At 63.1% G+C, this 20,070-nt stretch carries 13 protein-coding genes and 1 pseudogene; 11 read left to right on the top strand and 3 right to left on the bottom strand.

Annotated elements, in window-relative coordinates; translation table 11 throughout:
• Positions 1-686: 686 nt before the first annotated feature.
• Positions 687-1,856, bottom strand: a complete 1,170-nt coding sequence (locus LPJGGPFB_RS27820) for a methyltransferase (RefSeq protein ID WP_173423165.1) — start codon at positions 1,854-1,856, stop codon at positions 687-689.
• Positions 1,857-2,159: 303 nt separating this feature from the next.
• Here LPJGGPFB_RS27820 and bcsN point away from each other — a divergent pair, with 303 nt between their 5' ends.
• The 11 genes from bcsN (at position 2,160) to LPJGGPFB_RS27765 (ending at position 18,198) form a co-directional block, all read left to right on the top strand.
• Positions 2,160-3,137 (top strand): cellulose biosynthesis protein BcsN, encoded by a 978-nt coding sequence (gene bcsN / locus LPJGGPFB_RS27815; protein WP_173423164.1) that lies wholly within the window; start codon positions 2,160-2,162, stop codon positions 3,135-3,137.
• Positions 3,138-3,249: 112 nt separating this feature from the next.
• On the top strand, positions 3,250-5,427 hold the full coding sequence (gene bcsA / locus LPJGGPFB_RS27810; protein WP_077502468.1) for a UDP-forming cellulose synthase catalytic subunit: 2,178 nt from the start codon (positions 3,250-3,252) through the stop codon (positions 5,425-5,427).
• On the top strand, positions 5,424-7,769 hold the full coding sequence (locus tag LPJGGPFB_RS27805) for a cellulose biosynthesis cyclic di-GMP-binding regulatory protein BcsB (RefSeq protein ID WP_173423163.1): 2,346 nt from the start codon (positions 5,424-5,426) through the stop codon (positions 7,767-7,769). Before bcsA ends, LPJGGPFB_RS27805 begins: the two co-directional genes overlap by 4 nt.
• Positions 7,770-7,771: 2 nt before the next feature.
• On the top strand, positions 7,772-8,821 hold the full coding sequence (locus LPJGGPFB_RS27800; RefSeq protein ID WP_427858641.1) for a family 8 glycosyl hydrolase: 1,050 nt from the start codon (positions 7,772-7,774) through the stop codon (positions 8,819-8,821).
• Positions 8,818-11,031, top strand: coding sequence for a tetratricopeptide repeat protein (locus tag LPJGGPFB_RS27795; RefSeq protein ID WP_173423161.1), 2,214 nt, complete (start codon positions 8,818-8,820; stop codon positions 11,029-11,031). The genes LPJGGPFB_RS27800 and LPJGGPFB_RS27795 overlap by 4 nt, the downstream gene beginning before the upstream one ends.
• Positions 11,032-11,315: 284 nt before the next feature.
• Positions 11,316-12,479, top strand: coding sequence for an isovaleryl-CoA dehydrogenase (locus LPJGGPFB_RS27790; protein ID WP_173423160.1), 1,164 nt, complete (start codon positions 11,316-11,318; stop codon positions 12,477-12,479).
• A 53-nt stretch (positions 12,480-12,532) separates the two neighbouring features.
• Positions 12,533-14,140 (top strand): carboxyl transferase domain-containing protein, encoded by a 1,608-nt coding sequence (locus LPJGGPFB_RS27785; RefSeq protein WP_173423159.1) that lies wholly within the window; start codon positions 12,533-12,535, stop codon positions 14,138-14,140.
• A gap of 9 nt (positions 14,141-14,149) precedes the next feature.
• A complete protein-coding gene (locus tag LPJGGPFB_RS27780; RefSeq protein WP_173423158.1) occupies positions 14,150-14,533 on the top strand; it encodes a RidA family protein in 384 nt (127 codons plus the stop codon).
• Positions 14,534-14,549: 16 nt separating this feature from the next.
• A complete protein-coding gene (locus LPJGGPFB_RS27775; protein ID WP_173423442.1) occupies positions 14,550-16,538 on the top strand; it encodes an acetyl/propionyl/methylcrotonyl-CoA carboxylase subunit alpha in 1,989 nt (662 codons plus the stop codon).
• Positions 16,535-17,404 (top strand): hydroxymethylglutaryl-CoA lyase, encoded by an 870-nt coding sequence (locus LPJGGPFB_RS27770; protein WP_173423157.1) that lies wholly within the window; start codon positions 16,535-16,537, stop codon positions 17,402-17,404. Before LPJGGPFB_RS27775 ends, LPJGGPFB_RS27770 begins: the two co-directional genes overlap by 4 nt.
• Positions 17,401-18,198: a crotonase/enoyl-CoA hydratase family protein gene (locus LPJGGPFB_RS27765; RefSeq protein WP_173423441.1), complete on the top strand. Its 798-nt coding sequence runs from the start codon at positions 17,401-17,403 to the stop codon at positions 18,196-18,198. The genes LPJGGPFB_RS27770 and LPJGGPFB_RS27765 overlap by 4 nt, the downstream gene beginning before the upstream one ends.
• Positions 18,199-18,410: 212 nt before the next feature.
• Here LPJGGPFB_RS27765 and LPJGGPFB_RS27760 read toward each other — a convergent pair whose 3' ends face one another.
• Positions 18,411-19,775 (bottom strand): FAD-binding oxidoreductase, encoded by a 1,365-nt coding sequence (locus LPJGGPFB_RS27760; RefSeq protein WP_173423156.1) that lies wholly within the window; start codon positions 19,773-19,775, stop codon positions 18,411-18,413.
• 92 nt (positions 19,776-19,867) lie between these two features.
• Positions 19,868-20,070: pseudogene (locus LPJGGPFB_RS33375) on the bottom strand (sulfate ABC transporter ATP-binding protein); the annotation flags it as partial.

Below are 20,070 nucleotides of genomic sequence, written 5' to 3'. Positions count from 1 at the left end.
GGCAGTCAGCCAGGGCTGACAGCACGCTGCGTGACGAGACGGTCTCAAAGGAACCCGCTGGCAGAGGCTTTGGCTCGTTCAAGAATTCGATCAGGCAGATCGAATCTATCTCCAACCTAATCTCGATGCGGCCCGTTCTCCTGCGAAGACGGCCGTAAAAATTCTTTGGCTGGAAAGTTTTTCTATTCTGCGCGCCGGTTTTTGAGAAGTAAATGCGCAGATAAGATAAATCTCCCTTGGTGAGAACATTTAACGGTTAATCACGAAGGCGGCGTGAAGTATTAACAAATCGTAGCCGTATGGGGCAGACATATTTCCTGTGCCCGAACTTGTTCTCTATTTGATCGAGCAGCGGCTTCCGTTGGTGTTCGGTGGTGGCCGCAGCAGAACTGCCTCGCATCCAACGACGAAAGCGCCACCGGGTGCCAGGACGGGCAGGAATTCTTCCAATGGGCCGTGACGCTTTCCGGCGCTTTCGTCGATGCACCAGATGGTCTATCCGACACCCTGTATGAACCGTGATACACAGCAGGTGGGTGCCGAGGCGTGATTGCAACGCCTGCTCTTGCGTTCTCGATGTGCCATGGGAACGCGGGTGGTCGGACGTGGCGGTATCCCAGCCAGACCGGCCCTGGCGTTGTCGTGTTCGTGCCGGCCAAATCCTGTCGGACGATGACCGCAACCGGTCAAAGCAGGGCAGCCGCCGGCACGTTTTGCAGCTTGTTGAAAATTGCGGTCGTCACGGAGCCACCCAAGGGGCGGTGGTCGTCATCCAAGGTATTGAGCACTGCCGTGGAAGGGCCGGCGGGTGCCTTGCCGGGATCGGCACCCATCAACGACTTCACCAATGATGCGCCAAACTGAGGCCCGAGAGATGTCGCCCAGGTGTCGTAAGCAGAGGCTGTCTCTGCATGTCGCGCCACGCCGTTTCTTTCGGCAATAAGCAGGCCGCGCCGAATGTGAAGCAATCGCCCATATTGGCGCGGCAGCACGAAGGGGGCAATCCATCTGCGAACCTTGAACTTGAGGCCTCTTTCGACGCGCCATAACTCGATGAAGAGGCTTTGAAAGTCCTTGTGGTTTTCTCCAAGCCACGCGCGCAGGTTTGTGGCGAAGCTTGCCCTGCTCCATTCCTTCACGCACACGTTCATGTGAAGCATGCCGCCGCTCTTGAGGTGCTTGCTCAGCGCGCTGAAGAACCGGATCAAGATCTGCTCCCCGGATTCCAGCGCGTTGCGCGGCAGGAGTTCCATGCCGACGGGCGCATTGAAAACGATCCGATCGAAGGTCGCTCCCTCCACGGCAGAGAAAAGGTCGGACTCCAGGACTTCGACATTGTCGACACCGTTCAACGCCATGTTGAAGCGCGCGAGCATGAGCGCCCGCGGGTTCATGTCCAGCGCCACGACCCTCCTGCAATAGGTGGACATCGCCAGGGCGATGACGCCGCAGCCACATCCCATGTCGAGACCACTTTCGGCGGGTTCCCTCACGAGCAGATTGGAGAGGGTTGGCCCCTCCCACATCGGATCGACGTAGGCGTTTCGCTCTTCCGTCTTGCGCACCACGCGCATGGACTGGCGCAGGTCCGAAAAGACGAGGTGTGGGCCGATAAGTTGCGCCTGGAATCGTGGGCGTAAAAGGTCCTCTGTCTGTTCGGCAACGCCGAAGCGCAGGAGGTCATCGACCGCCGCCGGTTCAAGGTCGCGCTCGATCGCCCGGCGAGACTGCGGATCTCCATTCAGAAACGCTCTCACTGGGCCTTTCTCGTCTGCGAGCGCGGTCTTCAAGGCTTGACCCAGGTGCGCAATCGCGACGCGATCCTCCGGTTTCGATGTGACAGCAGGCAGCCCCATTTTGTCCCTCTTCCACTCGACTGGTGCAGACGAGAAAGTCTAAGTGGCGGCTTCATCGTCCGTCGATCTGCAAAAATGGCGTACATGAAGGAGCAAAGGGAGTAGCGATACCTCTGGTGGCCTGTTTTCGATCGAGGCGCCGCTGGCGGTCCGACGACCATTGACCGGATGCGCAATGGCGATCCGGCTCCGCCGCTTGCGATAGCGTCCGGCATCAGGTCTGTCCCTCGGGGCGAACGTCGAAATGTTATCCCCTATCCTTCACGGGTTTGCGAATTTGCCTGAATCAACTAATGCTCCGGTATGGCAGGACGATTTTTCAGCAAGCGATTCGGCGCACGGAGCGAGCGTTCTGCAGCCGCTGTCTGGCTGCGAGGTACGGTCGCGTTTGCGGCTGTGTTCGCTGCGGGCGCCCTGGTTTCCGGCTGCGCGACGCATAACGATGTCGGCACGCCGACGAATGCGGTCATCGTTCCCGCAGAGAATGCGCTGATCCTGCCGCCGCCGGGCGGTCCGGCGGTCCTCAACGTGGTCGAGCGTCGAAAGACCAACGCGATCGAGCAGGATATTTACCTTTTCACCTCGGCTTCGACGCCTGGGCAGAACGTCCTGCGCGCACAGTTCTTCGGTCCGATGGAGGCCAGGTTCGACCAGCAGAGGACGAGCGGCTACGTGGCGGTCAGAAGCTCCGAGATGATGCGGCAGGCGCGGCGTGCGCTCCCCGGGGTGTCGTTGGCGCAGTCGTCGGATTTTCTGCAGAACAACTACGGGCCGTTCGGCTATGCTTATGGCCGTGGCCGTGGCGATGACGCCTGCATTTTCGCCTGGCAGCAGATCCGTGGCGCAGAGAACCATCGCTCGCCGCTCCGGGGCTACGGCACCATTCAGATCCGCTTTCGCTACTGCGCTGCCGGTGCGAGCGAGAACGAGCTTCTGGCGCCCGTCTACGGATACACGATTACCGGTACGTTCGGCGATCCCGCCTGGAATCCTTACGGCGCGCCGCCGCCGCTGGAGGCGGGCATTGGCAGGGTTGGAAACCCGATCTACCGCAGGGAGCCGGCGCCCGCCGACATTCGACCGGTAAGCGTGATGACGGCACCCGCGCCGGTCAGGCGTGCGGTCCGCGTTGAGCAACCGGTGCGTCAGCAGCCAGTTGCCGTGCCGGCGACGGCGAATTCTGTCCCGTTACCTGAGCCAGGTGGAGTGGCAAAGGCTGGAGCGACTGTCATTGTTCCCCCGCCCGCTTGCGATGCGCCGGCGGGAGGCAATTGCCCTTAATCAGCTCCTAACCATCATTTGGTATGGGCTGGTATCGGGCTTGGAAAAGCCCAGGTGAAATCAGGTCAAGCAATACCAGTGGCATGATGCCGAATGCTGGAAGGCAGAATGAATGAGCAAGATCGGTCCCGTTGCGGCATGGGCGTTTTTCTCCCTTTGCGTCATTGCAGTCATCACGTTGCCGGTCAATCTTCAGACCCAGCTGATCGTGAGCGTTTTGGTCGTCACATTCATGGCGATCCTGAAGCTCATCAAGGCCGAAGGTCGCTGGCGCCTGATCGCGCTCGCCTTCGGTACGGCCATCGTGCTTCGCTATGTGTATTGGCGCACCACCAGCACGCTGCCTCCGCTGAACCAGCTTGAGAACTTCATCCCAGGCTTCCTGCTCTATCTCGCCGAAATGTACAGCGTCATGATGCTGTCGCTGAGCTTGTTCGTCGTCGCGATGCCGCTGCCGCCGCGCAAGGCAAAGGCCGTCTCGCCTGGCGCGTTTCCGAAGGTCGACGTCTTCGTGCCGTCCTACAACGAGGATGCGGGGCTGCTGGCCAATACGCTTGCCGCGGCCAAGGGCATGGACTACCCGGCCGACAAGCTGACGGTCTGGTTGCTCGATGATGGCGGCACGCAGCAAAAGCGCTACTCGATGAACCTGGTTGAGGCGCAGCGTGCCTCTGCCCGGCATGTCGAGCTGCAGGCGCTCTGCGACGATCTTGGCGTGCGCTATCTGACCCGAGAGCGCAACGAACACGCCAAGGCCGGCAACCTCAACAACGGCATGCTGCATTCGGACGGCGAGTTGATCGCGGTCTTCGACGCCGACCACGCGCCAGCGCGCGATTTCCTGCTGGAAACGGTCGGCTATTTCGAAAGCGACCCGAAGCTTTTCCTGGTGCAGACACCGCACTTCTTCCTCAACCCCGACCCGCTTGAGCGCAACCTGCGGACCTTCGAGAAGATGCCGAGCGAGAACGAGATGTTCTACGGCATCATCCAGCGCGGCCTCGACAAGTGGAACGCGGCCTTCTTCTGTGGTTCGGCAGCGGTGCTTCGACGCAAGGCGCTTGAGGATACCGAAGGCTTCAGCGGCATGAGCATCACCGAGGACTGTGAAACGGCACTTGCGCTGCATGGCCGAGGCTGGAACAGCATCTACGTCGACCGGCCATTGATTGCCGGACTGCAGCCGGCAACCTTTGCCAGCTTCATCGGCCAGCGCAGCCGCTGGGCCCAGGGCATGATGCAGATCCTTCTGTTCCGGTTTCCGCTGTTCAAGCGCGGACTGTCGATCCCGCAGCGGCTTTGCTACATGTCATCGACGCTGTTCTGGCTCTTTCCGGTGTCGCGCACGATCTTTCTGTTCGCACCGCTTTTCTACCTGTTCTTCGATCTGGAAATCTTCACCGCATCCGGCGGCGAGTTCCTCGCCTATACGCTCGCCTATATGATGGTGAACCTGATGATGCAGAACTATCTCTACGGCGCCTTCCGCTGGCCGTGGATATCGGAGCTGTACGAATATGCCCAGACCGTGCATCTGTTGCCGGCCGTCATCTCGGTGCTGATGCGCCCGAGCAGGCCGACGTTCAAGGTGACCGCCAAGGACGAGTCGATCCAGGAAAGCCGGCTGTCGGAAATCAGCCGACCGTTCTTCGTCATCTTTGCCGTGCTTTTCGTCGCGCTTCTGATGACGGTCTACCGGGTCTATACCGAACCCTACAAGGCCGACGTCACCCTGGTCGTGGGCGGGTGGAACCTGCTCAACCTGATCATGGCAGGCTGCGCGCTCGGCGTTGTTTCTGAGCGTGGGGAAAAGGCGGCCTCACGGCGCGTCAAGGTCAGCCGGCGCTGCGAATTCGGCGTCGCGGACCAATGGTACCCGGCGACCATCGAAGACGTATCGGCCAACGGCGCCCGCGTTCAGGTCTATGGCGTCGATGCGGCGACGCTTCCCGTCGACACGGACGGTCTCATCCGCTTCGAGCCTTATAGCGGCGACGGCACCTCCGAGACCTTGCCGGTTGCGGTCAAAAACAAGGAAATCGCCGGCGACATCACCACGCTCGGTTGCCGTTACCTGCCGGAGGTGGCGCGCCACCACAGCCTTGTGGCGGATCTGATCTTTGCGAACTCCCAGCAATGGAGCGAATTCCAGAAGGCGCGGCGCGGAAATCCTGGTCTGGTCGGCGGCACGGTCTGGTTCCTGTGGCTGGCTCTCTACCAGATGAGCCGCGGCCTGATCTATTTCGCCCGCAGCCTGCGTTCGTCCGACCAAGCGGAGGCGACGCGATGAACCGGACGCTTGCCGCCCTTCTTGTCGTGCTTCTTGCCGCGACCACGCAAACCTTTGCTCAATCGAACCCGTTCGACATGTCGGGCGAACGTCCGGCGGCCGAGCCGCCGGTCGAAATGCCAAGGCAAGAGGAGGGCGGGGGCCCGAAGGCAAGCGAGCCAGACGCCGGCGCGGACACACTCGGTGGCGACGAGCGCGACGATTTCAGGCGGTTTATTGTGCCCTTCGACGCGCTGTCGCTCAGCGGCGAGGTCGATGAACGCACCTGGTCGATGTATTTGACGCCGGCCCAGGCGCAATCGCCCGCAACGCTGAATTTCGGTTATCAGAATGCGATCGTGATTGCACCGGAGGTCTCGTCCCTTTCGGTTTTCGTCAATGGAGAGCTGGTTGGCGAAGGGCCGATCAAGGCCTCGGATACCCCTGAGGAACGTAGCTACGAGCTGCGTGCCGGTTTGCTGCGCCCCGGTTCCAATGACATCCGGTTCCGGGTGCAACAACGCCACCGCACCGACTGCACGATCGAATCCACCTATGAACTGTGGACCGAAATTGCGCCGGACACGGCTTTCATCAGCTTTGCAGATGCCGAGAGCGCCGTCTTTGCGAGCGTTGACGACATCCGTGCCGTTGGCGTCGACGGCAAAGGCCGCACGCAGTTCAATCTCGTCGTTCCGGGAATGGCACAGCCGAGCCGTGCTGCCGATTTGATGCGTCTTGCCCAGGGCTTGGCGCTGCGCGGTCACATGCCGGCGCAGAGGGTCATTCTCAGCCAGGACCTGCCGGAGTTGGGAAAGCCCGGCGAATTGACCGTGGTTGTCGGTACCGTCGACGAGGTGTCACCGCTTATTGCCGCGCTGCCAGATGGCGCCGCCGGCGGATCGGTCGCCGCTTTTATGCGCGACGACAAGACAAATGCACCGGTTCTGGTTTTGAGCGGTCCTGACTGGTCGGCCGTGCGGGCCGCCATCGAGGCTGTCGCCGAACCGATGGACCGACCGAGCGATGTTCCCCGCGACGTCATCAATACGGAGCGCTGGCTCTTGCCCGAAACGCCGGTGGTCGCGGGCAACAAGCGCCTGCGTTTCTCGGAACTGGGTGTTTCGACAAGCGAATTTACCGGGCGCCGTTTCCGGTCGAGGTTTTCGGTGGCTGTGCCGTCGGACTTCTACGCGGACGCCTATGGCGAGGCGACGATCCTGCTGGACGCGGCCTATACGGAGACGGTTCGCCCAGGCAGCCGGATCGACATCTACGTCAACGGCAACATCGCGTCGACTGTACCGTTCGATTCGGCGACCGGCGGCATTCTGCGCCATCTGCCGATCAACGTGACGATGCGCCATTTCCGGCCCGGACCGAACCTGATCGAGCTCGAGGCCGTGCTCTTGACGGATCAGGACAAGGTTTGCGCGCCGGGGGCACCGGCGTCGACGGATTCGCGTTTTGCACTGTTCGATACGTCAGAGCTCCATATGCCCAACTTTGCCCGGATCGGTCTTCGGCCCAATCTCGCGGCGTTGTCCGGCGCGGCGGCACCCTATCGCAACAGTGCCGGAACGATCCCGCTCTTCATCGACCGGGCGGACGCCGACACACTGTCGGCCGCAGCGACATTCATTGCACGGCTTGCGGTTGCCGGCGGACGGCCGATTGCCGTGGAGATGATCGCTTCACCGTTGGCCGCGGGCACGCGCAACGCACTCTTCGTTGGTACGTTGCCTGAATTGCCGAAGACGGTACTCACCCAGGTCGGCATCGATCCCGGCCGCCAGATGTCCTGGGGCAGTGCACAGGCCACCGGTCGCGGCGAGGATACGCAGAAGGCGATCGACGAATGGCAGACGCGCTTGAGTGGTGGCGCCTGGCGCACCCAGATGACGGCGCTTCAGAACTGGGTGAAGCAGGAGTTCGACATCTCCCTGAGTTCGCTGCGTATCCTGCCACAGGAACAGGCCGAGTTCGCGCCGCCGGAAACGGCAACGTTGCTTGTCGCCCAAGGGGCAAATCCGACGGATGACGCCACATGGACATTGGTCGCGGCACCGACCGCCAAGCTTTTGAACGACGGCGTGTCAGCCATTTCCGACGTCCATCAATGGCAACGGATCGCCGGACACATAGCGACCTACGAGCCGGCCAGTAGCGCCATCAACGTGGTGCCGGTGACCAATTTCACGTTTGTGCAGACAAGGCCGGCATCGATCGGCAACTACCGTCTGATCATTGCCAACTGGCTTTCGAGTAACATCCTCTTTTATGCCGTGGCGCTGGTTGTATTGTCGGTGCTGCTCGGGCTTGCCACGTCATCCATGCTCAGCCGGCTCGGGCGCCGGCCATGAGCTTGCGCGCGGTTCTCACCCTCGCCCTTGCTCTTGTCGCTGCTCTACCGCAGGCGCCCGCGATAGCCCAGGGACAGAACGGAACCGTGAGTGCTGAGGATTGGCAGACATACAAGGCCAAGTTCGTCGACGCCGGCGGGCGCATCATCGACGACGGCAACGGCGGCATCAGCCATAGCGAGGGTCAAGGCTACGGCCTGTTGCTGGCGGTGCTCGCGGACAACGCTGCCGATTTCGAGCTGATCTGGTCCTTCACGCTACGTGAACTGCTTCTGCGCGACGACGGACTTGCCGCCTGGAAATGGAGCCCGGCTGAAAAACCCCATGTCATCGACGTCAACAATGCGACCGATGGCGATATCCTGATCGCCTATGCGCTGACACTGGCCGGCGAACAATGGAAACGGGAGGACTATCTCGCCGCGGCGGCCAAGATCGCCCAGGCAATCCTCGACAGGGTCGTGATCGACTATGGCGGCCGGACGTTGTTGCTGCCGGGCGTTGCCGGGTTTTCTGCCGCCGATCGAAACGATGGCCCTGTCATAAACCCTTCCTATTGGATCTTCGAGGCTTTCCCCGTCCTCAACCGTGTGGCACCTTCGCCGAAATGGGAATCCCTGCGAGTCGATGGTGAGAGCATGCTCGACGCATTGCAGCTCGGGCCGCGCAAGATGCCGGCCGATTGGGTCAGTGCCAGGACGCGCCTCAAGGCGGCCGAGGGCTTTCCGGCGGAGTTCGGTTACAACGCCCTGCGCATCCCCCTCTATCTCGTTCGCGCAGGCAGCGATGATGCCGAACTGCTTTCAAGATTGCGGCAGGGCATGCTTGGCAGCAATGGCGATTTGCTCATCAGTGACGTCGCGACGGGGGCCGTCCGGTCGGCCTTGACGGACCCCGGTTATCAATTTGTTAACCATATTCTGGCCTGTGTCTTGGAGCGGGTACCGTTGCCCGACAGCGTCAAGGTGTTCAGCCCGACGCAATACTATCCTTCGACACTGCACCTTCTCGGGTTGTCTTATGCGAAGGAGAAGCGTCCGGAGTGTCTATGAAGTCCTCAACCGTTGTCATCGCCGGCATTATGCTCACGGCGGCCGGGATTGCCGGATTTGCCGACGACGGGCTTCTGCGCAAGAATTTGAGCGGCGTCGCCGGTACGCCGATCAACGGCGAGCAGGGAAGCGGGCTTCCCGGCGAGGCGTCGTTCGGCATAGTTGACAAGGCATCGAGACAGGCCGCACCTGAGTTTCGCCAGGTCGCGCAGAACACGCAGCCTGCCGCCGAGGCAACGCGGCCGCAGGCAACGGCGCCGGTGGTCGACGAATCGGCGCTGCGTTATTTCGCAAGCAAGGGCGATACGGCCCGGCTGCAGGCCGAGATATCGCGGCTGAGGGCGCTCTATCCCGATTGGACGCCTCCCGAGGATCCCCTGGCCGTTCCGCGCAACAAGGATACCCAGCTCGAAACGATGTGGCAGCTCTATTCGGAGGGGCGCTACGCGGAAGTTCGAAAAGCGATCGCCGAGCGCCAGGCAGCCGAGGCCGCCTGGAAGCCGCCGGCAGATCTGCTCGAGCGGCTGAATGTTGCCGAAGCCCGAGCGCGGTTGGTGAATGCCTCCGATCTCAAGCAGTACGAGACGGTCATCGAAGTGGCGGCGAGTACGCCGAGCCTGCTGACGTGTTCTGAAGTGGACGTGCTCTGGCGGGTGGCCGATGCGTTCGCGCAGACCAAGCGGCCGGATCGCGCTCGAGATGCCTATCTCTATGTCCTGAAGAATTGCGACAGTGCCCCGGAACGGCTGGCGACCGTGCAGAAGGCGGTATCCGGATTGCCCTATGACATTGCCCAGGAACTGCTGGCCTTTGAACGCACGGCGCCCGGCGGCGGCGGCGAGTTCGAGAGCATTGGCGACGATCTGGCCCGACGCTTCGTCGCCGAAGGCGATGGGGATGGCAAGCTGGCCGTCGACCCGAAATACATCCTGCGCCTCGAACGCCTCGTAGAAACCGATGGCTTGGCGAGCGATGCCCTTCTTCTGGGCTGGTACCAGTTGCGCCGCGACAACATGAGCGCGGCCGAGCAATGGTTCCGGCGCGCCCATGACAAAGAGGATTCCGCGTCTGCCTCGCAAGGATTGGCGCTGACGTTGATCGCGCGCAAAGCGCATGAGGACGCCGAGAAGGTGCTGTATCCCTGGCGCGACGCGTCGGAGGATGCCAAGGCCACCTATTTTGCCGCGACGGCAAACCTGCTGGCGATCGAGCCGCCCGTGGCGCTCAGCAAGGAAGTGCTGAGCCGCATCGCGCAGGAGACGACAAAGGGGCGTGATCCGGCCACCGCGCAGCAGTTCGGCTGGTATGCCCGTGCCATGGAACAGCCGGCGACGGCTGCACAATGGTTCACAACGGCCCTACGCTGGAAGCCGGATGATGAGCCTTCGGCCTATGGTCTGGCGCTGAGCCGCAACCAACTCGGTGATACCGCCGGCGTCGCGGAAATCCAGAGGCTTTGGGCGGGACGCTCCGAGCGCATTGCGCGCCTGGGCGAGACCGAGGAGGAACGGCGCGAAGCCATTGCCCGGCAACAACGGCCGCTGGCCCGCGAGCAGGCACCCATATCCGGTGGGCAACAAAGGGCACCTGCGGTCGTGACGCAGGCAGCGCCGCGAACGGCGACGCGCTATGTGGTCGAGCAGCCAGTTGCGGTTGCGCGGCAAACGCAAACGACTGGCAGGAACGCAACGGGATGCCGGACGACCATTAACCCGGCGCGGCTTTCACCGCAGGCGGCGCTGACGCACGGCTGGTGTCTGATGGACCTCAATCGTCCGCTGGAAGCGGCCGAAGCCTTCGCGGTCGCCTTGCAGGCACCGGCATCGCAGATGCGCGAAGATGCCGCCTATGGCCAAAGCCTTGCCTATCTCCGGGCCGGGCTGACCAACAGGGCTGCCGTGGCCGCGACGCAATCGACCCAGAGCCGTCGCCGCGCCGAAGAATTGCAGAGCGCCATTCTCTCCGACAGGGCGATTGCCGCTTTCGATGCGAAACGGTATCGCGAGGCGCTGATTTTCCTCGATCAGCTTGGGCAGATCTCGACGCAGCGGTCGGACCTGATGGTGCTGCGCGGTTACGCCTATCTCAATCTCAAGCGCTACGCCGAAGCCCGGCGCATCTTCGAGGCGGTCGCTGCCACCGGCAACCGTGACGCGCAGCGCGGCCTTGCCGACGTCGGCAGGGCGCAGGAAATCTGGCCGAACAAGTAAGCACTTCGCAAGCGATTCCATCGCAACGCGAACGTTGCAGCGAGCCAGATTGGGCGAAACCGCTTCGCGCAGCGGATGCATCGCCAAACGCTCTTAAACTTTGCAGATCGTGCTTTGCGGATTTCCTCTTTGGAAGGAAATTAGCAAGGCGCGGTGCTATCGTCGCTCGACTTCGCGGCGTTGAGCATCATTGCAATCGCCGCGTGGCGCGTAGAGGATGGAGCGCAGACGACCCGGTTGGCGGTGAGGAGATCGCCGACAGGGCCGAGGGGAGGAGACGAGAGATGTTTCAGGGCGGATTGAGCTTCGCGCTCGGCGAGGACATTGACGCATTGCGCGACAGCGTGCGCCGTTTTGCGGCCGAGCGTATCGCGCCGCTGGCGGACGAGACCGATCGCAGTAATGCTTTTCCGACGCCGCTCTGGCGGGAAATGGGCGATCTCGGCCTGCTCGGCATTACCGCAGACGAGGCTTATGGCGGTGCGGGCATGGGCTATGTCGCCCATTGCGTCGCCATGGAAGAAATCAGCCGTGCATCCGCTTCCGTGGGCTTGAGCTACGGCGCCCATTCCAATCTCTGCGTCAACCAGATCAGCCGCAACGGCAACGAGGCGCAGAAGGCGCGCTACCTGCCGAAGCTGATTTCTGGCGAGCACGTCGGCGCGCTCGCCATGTCCGAGCCGGGTGCCGGCTCCGACGTCGTTTCCATGACGCTGCGGGCAGAGAAGCGCGGCGATGCTTATGTCCTCAACGGCGGCAAGATGTGGATCACCAACGGGCCGGATGCAGATGTGCTGGTGGTCTACGCCAAGACGGACCCCAGTGCAGGCCCGCGCGGCATTACCGCCTTTCTCGTCGAAAAGGGTTTCGTCGGGTTTTCCACCGGCCAGAAGCTCGACAAGCTCGGCATGCGCGGCTCCAACACCTGCGAGCTGATTTTTCGCGATTGCGAGGTGCCGGCGGAAAACATCCTTGGCAACGAGGGCGGCGGCGTCCGCGTGCTGATGTCCGGCCTCGATTATGAGCGTGTGGTCTTGTCCGCCGGACCGCTCGGCATCATGTCGGCTTGCCTTGACGTCGTCGTCCCCTATCTCCACGAGCGCAAGCAGTTCGGCCAGGCGATCGGCGAGTTCCAGCTGATGCAGGGCAAGCTTGCCGACATGTACGTCACGGCGAACGCAGCGCGCGCTTATGTCTATGCGGTGGCCGCGGCCTGCGATCGCGGTGAGACCACCCGCAAGGACGCGGCCGGCTGCATTCTCTATGCTGCCGAGAAGGCAACGGCGCTGGCGCTGGAGGCAATCCAGGCGCTCGGCGGCAATGGCTATACCAACGACTATCCGGCGGGGCGGCTGCTGCGTGACGCCAAGCTCTACGAGATCGGCGCCGGAACCAGTGAAATCCGCCGCATGCTGATCGGTCGCGAACTGTTCACCGAGACCAGATAGACGCCCAGACGATCCGCCGAAGCCGCAATCCGCCTCGATCGAATGAGGACTTCATGACTGTTCTGAAATCCCACATCTCGCCCTCATCAGACGTGTTCAGGGCCAATCAGGCGGCGATGGCGGAGGCGATTGCGACCGTCGAAGACGCCGTCAAGCTCGCAGCCGGCGGTGGCGGCGACACGGCGCGCGAGCGCCATGTCAGCCGCGGCAAGCTTCTGCCGCGCGATCGGGTCGCCGCGCTGATCGATCCGGCAACGCCTTTCCTCGAGATCGGCTCGACCGCCGCTTACGGCATGTATAACGGCGATGCGCCGGCAGCAGGCCTGATCACCGGCATCGGCCGGGTGTCCGGCCGTGAATGCATGATCGTCTGCAACGACCCGACCGTCAAAGGCGGGACCTACTATCCGATGACGGTCAAGAAGCATCTGCGCGCACAGGAGATCGCTGCCGAGAACCAGCTGCCATGCATCTATCTGGTCGATTCCGGCGGTGCCAACCTGCCGAACCAGGATGAGGTCTTTCCGGATCGGGATCACTTCGGCCGGATCTTCTACAACCAGGCCAATATGTCCGCTGCCGGCATTCCGCAGATCGCCGTTGTCATGGGGTCATGCACGGCAGGCGGCGCCTACGTGCCCGCCATGTCGGACGAAACGATTATCGTCGAGGGCCAGGGCACGATCTTCCTGGCCGGCCCGCCGCTGGTGCGGGCGGCGACCGGCGAAGTGGTCTCGGCCGAGGATCTTGGCGGCGCCGACGTGCACACCCGCTTGTCCGGCGTTGCCGACCATATGGCGCGTGATGATGCCCATGCGCTGGCACTTGCGCGCCGGGCAGTTGCAGCACTTAACCGCCACAAACCGGCGTCGGTGGAGCGGCAGAGCCCGGAGCCGCCGCTCTACGATCCGCAGGAAATTGCCGGTATTGTCCCGGCCGATCTGCGCACGCCCTACGATATCCGCGAAGTCATCGCCCGGCTTGTCGATGGCTCCCGCTTCGACGAGTTCAAGGCGCGCTACGGCAACACGCTCGTGTGCGGTTTCGCCCATGTCCACGGCGTCCCCGTCGGCATCATCGCCAACAATGGCGTGCTGTTTTCCGAATCGGCGCTCAAGGGCGCGCATTTCGTCGAGCTCTGCGCCCAGCGCAAGATCCCGCTCGTCTTCCTGCAGAACATCACCGGCTTCATGGTCGGGCGCAAATACGAGACCGAAGGCATCGCCAAGCACGGCGCCAAGCTGGTGACGGCCGTGGCGACGGCGCAGGTGCCGAAGATCACCATGCTTGTCGGCGGTTCGTTCGGTGCCGGCAACTACGGCATGTGCGGTCGGGCCTTCTCGCCGCGGTTCCTGTGGACCTGGCCGAACAGCCGGATTTCGGTGATGGGCGGCGAACAGGCGGCCGGCGTCTTGTCGACGGTGCGCGGCGAGGCGCTGAAGCGGGCGGGAACGCCCTGGAACGAAGAGGAGGAGGCCAAGTTCCGACAACCGGTTCTTGATCTCTTCGAGCGCCAGAGCCATCCGCTCTATGCCTCCGCCCGGCTCTGGGACGACGGCGTCGTCGACCCGCGCAAGAGCCGTGACGTGCTGGCACTATCGCTTTCGGCGGCGCTCAATGCACCAATCGAAGAGACGCGTTTCGGCCTGTTCAGAATGTAGGAGATCGCGATGAAGCGCGAAAACGTCAACGCCAAGAATGCGCCGCAACCGCGCGGCGGCTACTCGCAGGCCGTGCGGCTTGAGAATTTCGAGCGGCTGGTCTTCGTCAGCGGTCAGGTGCCGCTCAATTCGGACGACGAACTGCCCGATACTTTCGAGGCGCAGGCCCGGCAGGTCTGGTTGAACATCGATGCTCAGTTGAAGGCCGCTGGCATGAGCAAAGCCGATATCGTCAAGGTCACGGCCTTTCTTGCCGACCGCAACCACACCATGGCCAACCGTGCGGCCCGGGCGGAATATCTGGGTCCGCTTGCGCCGGCGATGACAGTGGTGATTGCCGGCATCTTCGACGCCGGCTGGTTGCTCGAAGTCGAAGTGATAGCGGCGCAATAGGGCGGGCCATATGCCGATGTTTTCAAAGCTTCTGATTGCCAACCGCGGTGAAATCGCCTGCCGTGTTATCCGCACCGCCAGACGTCTGGGCGTCCGAACCGTTGCTGTTTACTCCGACGCCGACGTCGATGCCTTGCATGTGACGTTGGCCGACGAGGCGATCCGCATCGGACCGGCGGCGGCATCCGAAAGCTATCTCTCGATCGAGCGCATTATCGCTGCGGCGAGAAGCGTCGATGCCGATGCCATTCACCCGGGTTACGGATTCCTGTCGGAAAACGCCAAGTTTGCCGAGGCTGTCGAAGCGGCGGGCATGACCTTTGTCGGTCCGTCTCCGGCCGCCATTCGCGCCATGGGGCTGAAGGATGCGGCCAAGGCGCTGATGGAACAGGCTGGTGTGCCCGTCGTGCCCGGTTACCACGGCGATGAACAGGACCCGTCCTACCTGGCGGACCGGGCGGCCGAGGTCGGCTTTCCTGTGCTGATCAAGGCGCGCGCCGGCGGTGGCGGCAAGGGGATGCGCAAGGTCGAGCAACCGCATGAATTTGTCGCGGCCCTGGAAGCAGCGCGCCGCGAAGCCGAAGCCGCCTTCGGCGACGGCGCGGTGCTGATCGAGAAATATCTGACCAAGCCCAGGCATATCGAAGTCCAGGTCTTCGGCGATCGCCACGGCAACATCCTGCACCTGTTCGAACGCGACTGCTCGCTGCAGCGCCGCCATCAAAAGGTGATCGAAGAGGCGCCGGCCCCTGGCATGACGGCAGAAGTGCGCCGCGCCATGGGCGAGGCGGCGGTCAAAGCGGCGCGTGCAATCGGCTATGTCGGTGCCGGCACGGTGGAATTCATCGCCGATGTCACCAACGGGCTCTGGCCGGACCAGTTCTACTTCATGGAGATGAACACCCGGCTGCAGGTCGAACATCCCGTCACCGAGGCGATCACCGGTATCGATCTGGTGGAATGGCAGTTGCGCGCCGCCGTCGGCGAGGCCCTACCCAAGCGGCAGAACGAAATCGCCATCGATGGCTGGGCGTTCGAGGCGCGGATTTATGCCGAAGACCCGTCGCGCGGCTTTCTGCCGGCTGCCGGTCGGCTTGCCATGCTCGATTTTCCTGTCGACGGCGTCCGGGTCGATGCCGGCGTCCGGCAGGGCGACGTCATCGCCCCCTATTACGATCCGTTGATCGCCAAGCTGATCGTGCATGGTCCAAGCCGCTCTTCAGCGCTTGCCCGACTGGAGAGTGCGCTCAAGGCCTGCCGCATCGGCGGCACCATCACCAACCTCGATTTCCTCGCCCGGCTCGCCGCCGAACCCGAGTTTCGTGCCGGGCGGCCGGACACCGGGCTGATCGACCGGTCGATCGAGCAATTGACCACGCCGGTCGTCGCGGGAGATGAGGCACTGGCGTTGGCCGCCATCGCCGCCACCGGCGTGCTGCGACCGATGAAATTCGACGATCCCTGGTCGTCACTCGGTCACTGGCAGATCTGGGGAGATGCGCACAGAAGCGTCGCCGTCGAGCATGCCGGCGGACGATCGGTCGTCACGCTTGCAGCCCGCGGGCGCGATCAGTTCGCGGTACGGGCTGGCGAAAGCACCTTTCCTGTGCTCGTACTCGATCGGCTTGACGATGGTGCCCGGGTGGAGATCTCGGGCGAGCAGCGCGTCTTCCGCTTTCTGCGCGAAGGGGAGACAATCACCCTTTTTGTTGGAGGCGAGACATTCGTTCTTCGGCTTCCCGATCCACTTGCCGAAGCTCATGCGGGCGAGGCGGCCGCGGACGAGATTGCGGCGCCAATGCCCGGTATCGTCAAACTCATCCATATCAGCGCCGGCGACCCGGTGACGAAAGGCCAGGCGCTGGTGGTGATGGAGGCGATGAAGATGGAGCTGACGCTGGCGGCATCACGCGATGGCATCATCGAGAATGTGCTGATCTCGTCTGGCGAACAGGTGAGTGCCGGGGCGATCCTCGTGGTGTTGAAGGCGGAGAGCGGCGAATGAGCGTGGCGGCGCCCGAGCATGTGACGCTTGTCGAAATGGCGCCGCGCGATGGCCTCCAGAACGAAAAGCGGCTTGTCGATACGACCGACAAAATCCACCTTGTCGATCTCCTGTCGGCCTGCGGCTATCAACGCATCGAGGTGACGAGCTTCGTCAGCCCGAAATGGGTGCCGCAGATGGCGGATGCGGCGGCTGTCATGGCCGGAATCCGGCGTCGGTCGGGCACGCGCTACGCGGCGCTCACGCCGAACATGCAGGGCTTCGAGGCGGCCCTTGCGGCGAAGGCCGACGAGATGGCGATCTTCGCCTCGGCGTCAGAGACCTTCTCGCAGAAGAACATCAATTGTTCGATTTCTGAAAGCATCGAGCGTTTTCGCCCCGTTGCCGAAGCCTGCCGCGCCAACGGAGTGCCGTTGCGAGGCTATGTCAGCTGCGTTGTCGAGTGCCCCTATGAAGGCGCGATTGCCCCGGAGAGTGCTGCTCAAGTCGCCGCTGCCCTGTTGGCGCTCGGTTGTTACGAGATCAGCCTCGGCGATACGATCGGACGCGGCACGCCGGGGGCGGTGGACACGATGCTGGCAACCGTGCTGGCGCAAGTGCCGGCCGGACAACTGGCGGGCCATTTTCACGACACGTCCGGACGTGCACTCGACAATATCGGCGTCGCGCTCGAGCGTGGCTTGCGCGTCTTCGACGCCTCGGCCGGCGGCCTCGGCGGATGCCCCTACGCGCCGGGTGCGGCCGGCAATATCGACACGCTGGCAGTCAACGCCTTTGTCCTCGGCCGCGGATTTTCGACGGGGCTGGATGCGGCAAGGCTTGAAGAGGCTGCCGCCTTCGCCAGATCGTTGAGGAGTTCTGCCTGATGTTCGAAACGATCCGATACGCCGTCGATGCGAAAGGTGTCGCCCGGCTGACATTGGCGCAGCCGCAAAAGCACAATGCCCTTTCCGCCGTCATGATCAGTGAACTGACCGAGGCGGCGGTACGATTGTCAGCCGATGCCGCGGTGCGCGTCGTGGTGTTGGATGCCGAGGGGCGCAGCTTCTGCGCCGGCGGTGATCTCGCCTGGATGCGCGAGCAGTTCGAGGCGGATCGGTCGACCCGTATCGCCGAGGCAACGCGGCTGGCACTGATGTTCAAGGCATTGAACGAGATCGCCAAGCCGGTGATCGCGCGCGTGCACGGCAATGCCTTTGGCGGCGGCGTCGGCCTCATGAGCGTTTGCGATGCCGTCATCGCGTCTGCCGATGCGCGCTTCGGCCTGACGGAAACCCGGCTGGGCCTCATTCCAGCGACCATCAGCCCCTACGTTGTTGCCCGCATCGGCGAGGGCAGGGCGCGGCCTTTGTTCATGTCCGCGCGGCTGTTCGGCGCCGAAGAGGCAAGGGAGGCGGGGCTGGTGACGTCGATTGCCGCGCCCGATGCGCTGGATGCAACCATCGAAGCGGAAATCGAGCCCTACCTTCAGACGGCGCCCGCCGCGACGGGACGGGCGAAGCGGCTTGCCAGATCGCTTGGGCAGCCGATCACCGAGGCGACCATTGCTGCCACGATCGAGCAGCTTGCCGACTGCTGGGAAAGCGCAGAGGCGCGCGAAGGCGTTGCCGCCTTCTTCGAGCGGCGCGACCCCTCCTGGCGACAACCGCCGCTTCCTTGATTTGAACGATTTTTGACCTGACGCCCGTCGCTCCCATCTGGGGGCGGAGGTTGGCGGCCGTATTTGCCACGGCCTGAACCATCCGTACTTCTTGCCCCCGTGGCAGCTGGGTTGCGCGGCGGCGGTCGAGTGCCGGCAGGGCGGAGCTGACGGTAGCCGATCCCGAAAGTGGCCATTCCGACGACGCCGGATTCATGGCGGTGACGCCCGTTTCAAATCACCTTGCCGGGGTTGAGGATGCCTTTCGGGTCGAGCGCGTTCTTGATCCGGCGCATTACCTCGAGTTCAGCAGCACTGCGCGAATGGCCGAGGAACTCCCGCTTCAAGGTGCCGATGCCGTGTTCGGCGGAGATCGAGCCGCGATAACGACGGACGATGTCGTAGACGATGCCATCGACCGTATGCTGGGTGTGCTCGTCGCTTTCAGGCGTTGAAAAGGCGATGTGCAGGTTGCTGTCGGCGACATGACCGAAGAAGGAGATGTGCGCCTGCGGAAAGCGAGCGGCGAGCGCCGTGCCGCATTCCGCCGCGAAACGGCCGATTTCGCCGATGGGCAGGCTGACATCGAGATTGATCAGTCCCGGCAGCAGGCGGTCCATCGCGTGCCCTTCGCGCACCTGCCAGAACAGCCGGCTTTCTTTCTCCGACTGCGCGATGAGAGCGTTGGCAATGACATCGTCTTCAAGGGCGGCGCCGAGGAAATTCTCGAAATCCTCGCTTTCTTCGTCATGGCCCTGGACATCCTGCTCGACGATCACCGCAAAGGCGGGGGGCGTCTCGAAGAAGCGCTGTCCTTCCGCCTCGCAATTGAAGCGGAAGTATCCGTCCCACATGGCTTCGAATGCCGAGAGGCCCGGCAGCCCTCTTTGCGCCCGCGCCAGGAAGGCGACGACCTGATCATAACTGTCGAGCGCACAAAGCGCCGTCAGGCGGCCTGCAGGGCGCGGCTTCAATCGCAGGACGGCGCGGGTGATGACGCCGAGTGTGCCCTCCGAGCCGATGAAATACTGGCGCAGATCGTAGCCGGTGTTGTTCTTGATCATCTTGCTGAGCGAGGAAAGGATCGTACCGTCGGCAAGCACAGCTTCCAGGCCAAGCACGTTGTCGCGGGTGACGCCGTGCGCGATGACGCGGATGCCGCCCGCATTGGTGGCGAGATTGCCGCCGATCTGGCAGGAGCCGCGCGCGCCGAGATCGATCGGTAGCAGGAAGCCTGCATCGTCGGCGGCGCGTTGGGCGACTTCGAGCGGCGTGCCGGCAAGGACGGTCATGGTTGCGGAAAGCGGATCGATTTCCTCGATGCCCACGAGGCGCTCGAGCGAGAGGGAAATGGCGTCATTATCCGGGTTGGCGCCGCCGGCAAGGCCGGTCAGGCCGCCTTGCACGACGACCGCCTGGCCGTGGGCGTCGCAGATGCGAAGCACGGTTGAGACCTCGTGCGTGTTTGCGGGGCGAACGACGGCCTTGGGTAGGGTGCGGCCGGTGAGGCTGGCGTCGCTGCGATAACGCTCACCGATCTCGGTGCCCGTCAGCACGGCATCGCCGAGTGCCTGTTTCAAATCGTCAATGACGGACATGCGCCTGGTCTCCCGCTTTTCTCACCGCATAGCACGCTGTAGCGCATCTCGGGAGAAACGGGAATTGGGTGGACCGGGCGGCGGAAAACCCGTCAGGTTCCGGTGCGTGCCAGTTCGAACGGCTGTGCCTGCGTTTCCGCTTCGACATCGGTGCTGGTGACCTCGGCGCCCGCCTTGTCGTCCCTGAAGAGTTTCCACTTTGTCGGTCGGAACGCGACCCTTGCGCGGTCCTGTGTTGTTGTGCGTTCTGGCGGCAGTTCGATTTCGGCATGCGGGTGGTTACGGCCGAGGTCGA

Origin of the sequence: Ensifer adhaerens (genome assembly GCF_013283195.1) — a bacterium.
In the GTDB taxonomy this organism is placed as follows: Bacteria; Pseudomonadota; Alphaproteobacteria; order Rhizobiales; family Rhizobiaceae; genus Ensifer; species Ensifer adhaerens_G.
The sequence above is the reverse complement of the archived record's forward strand: the minus strand, read 5'-3'. Positions and strand labels throughout refer to the sequence as shown.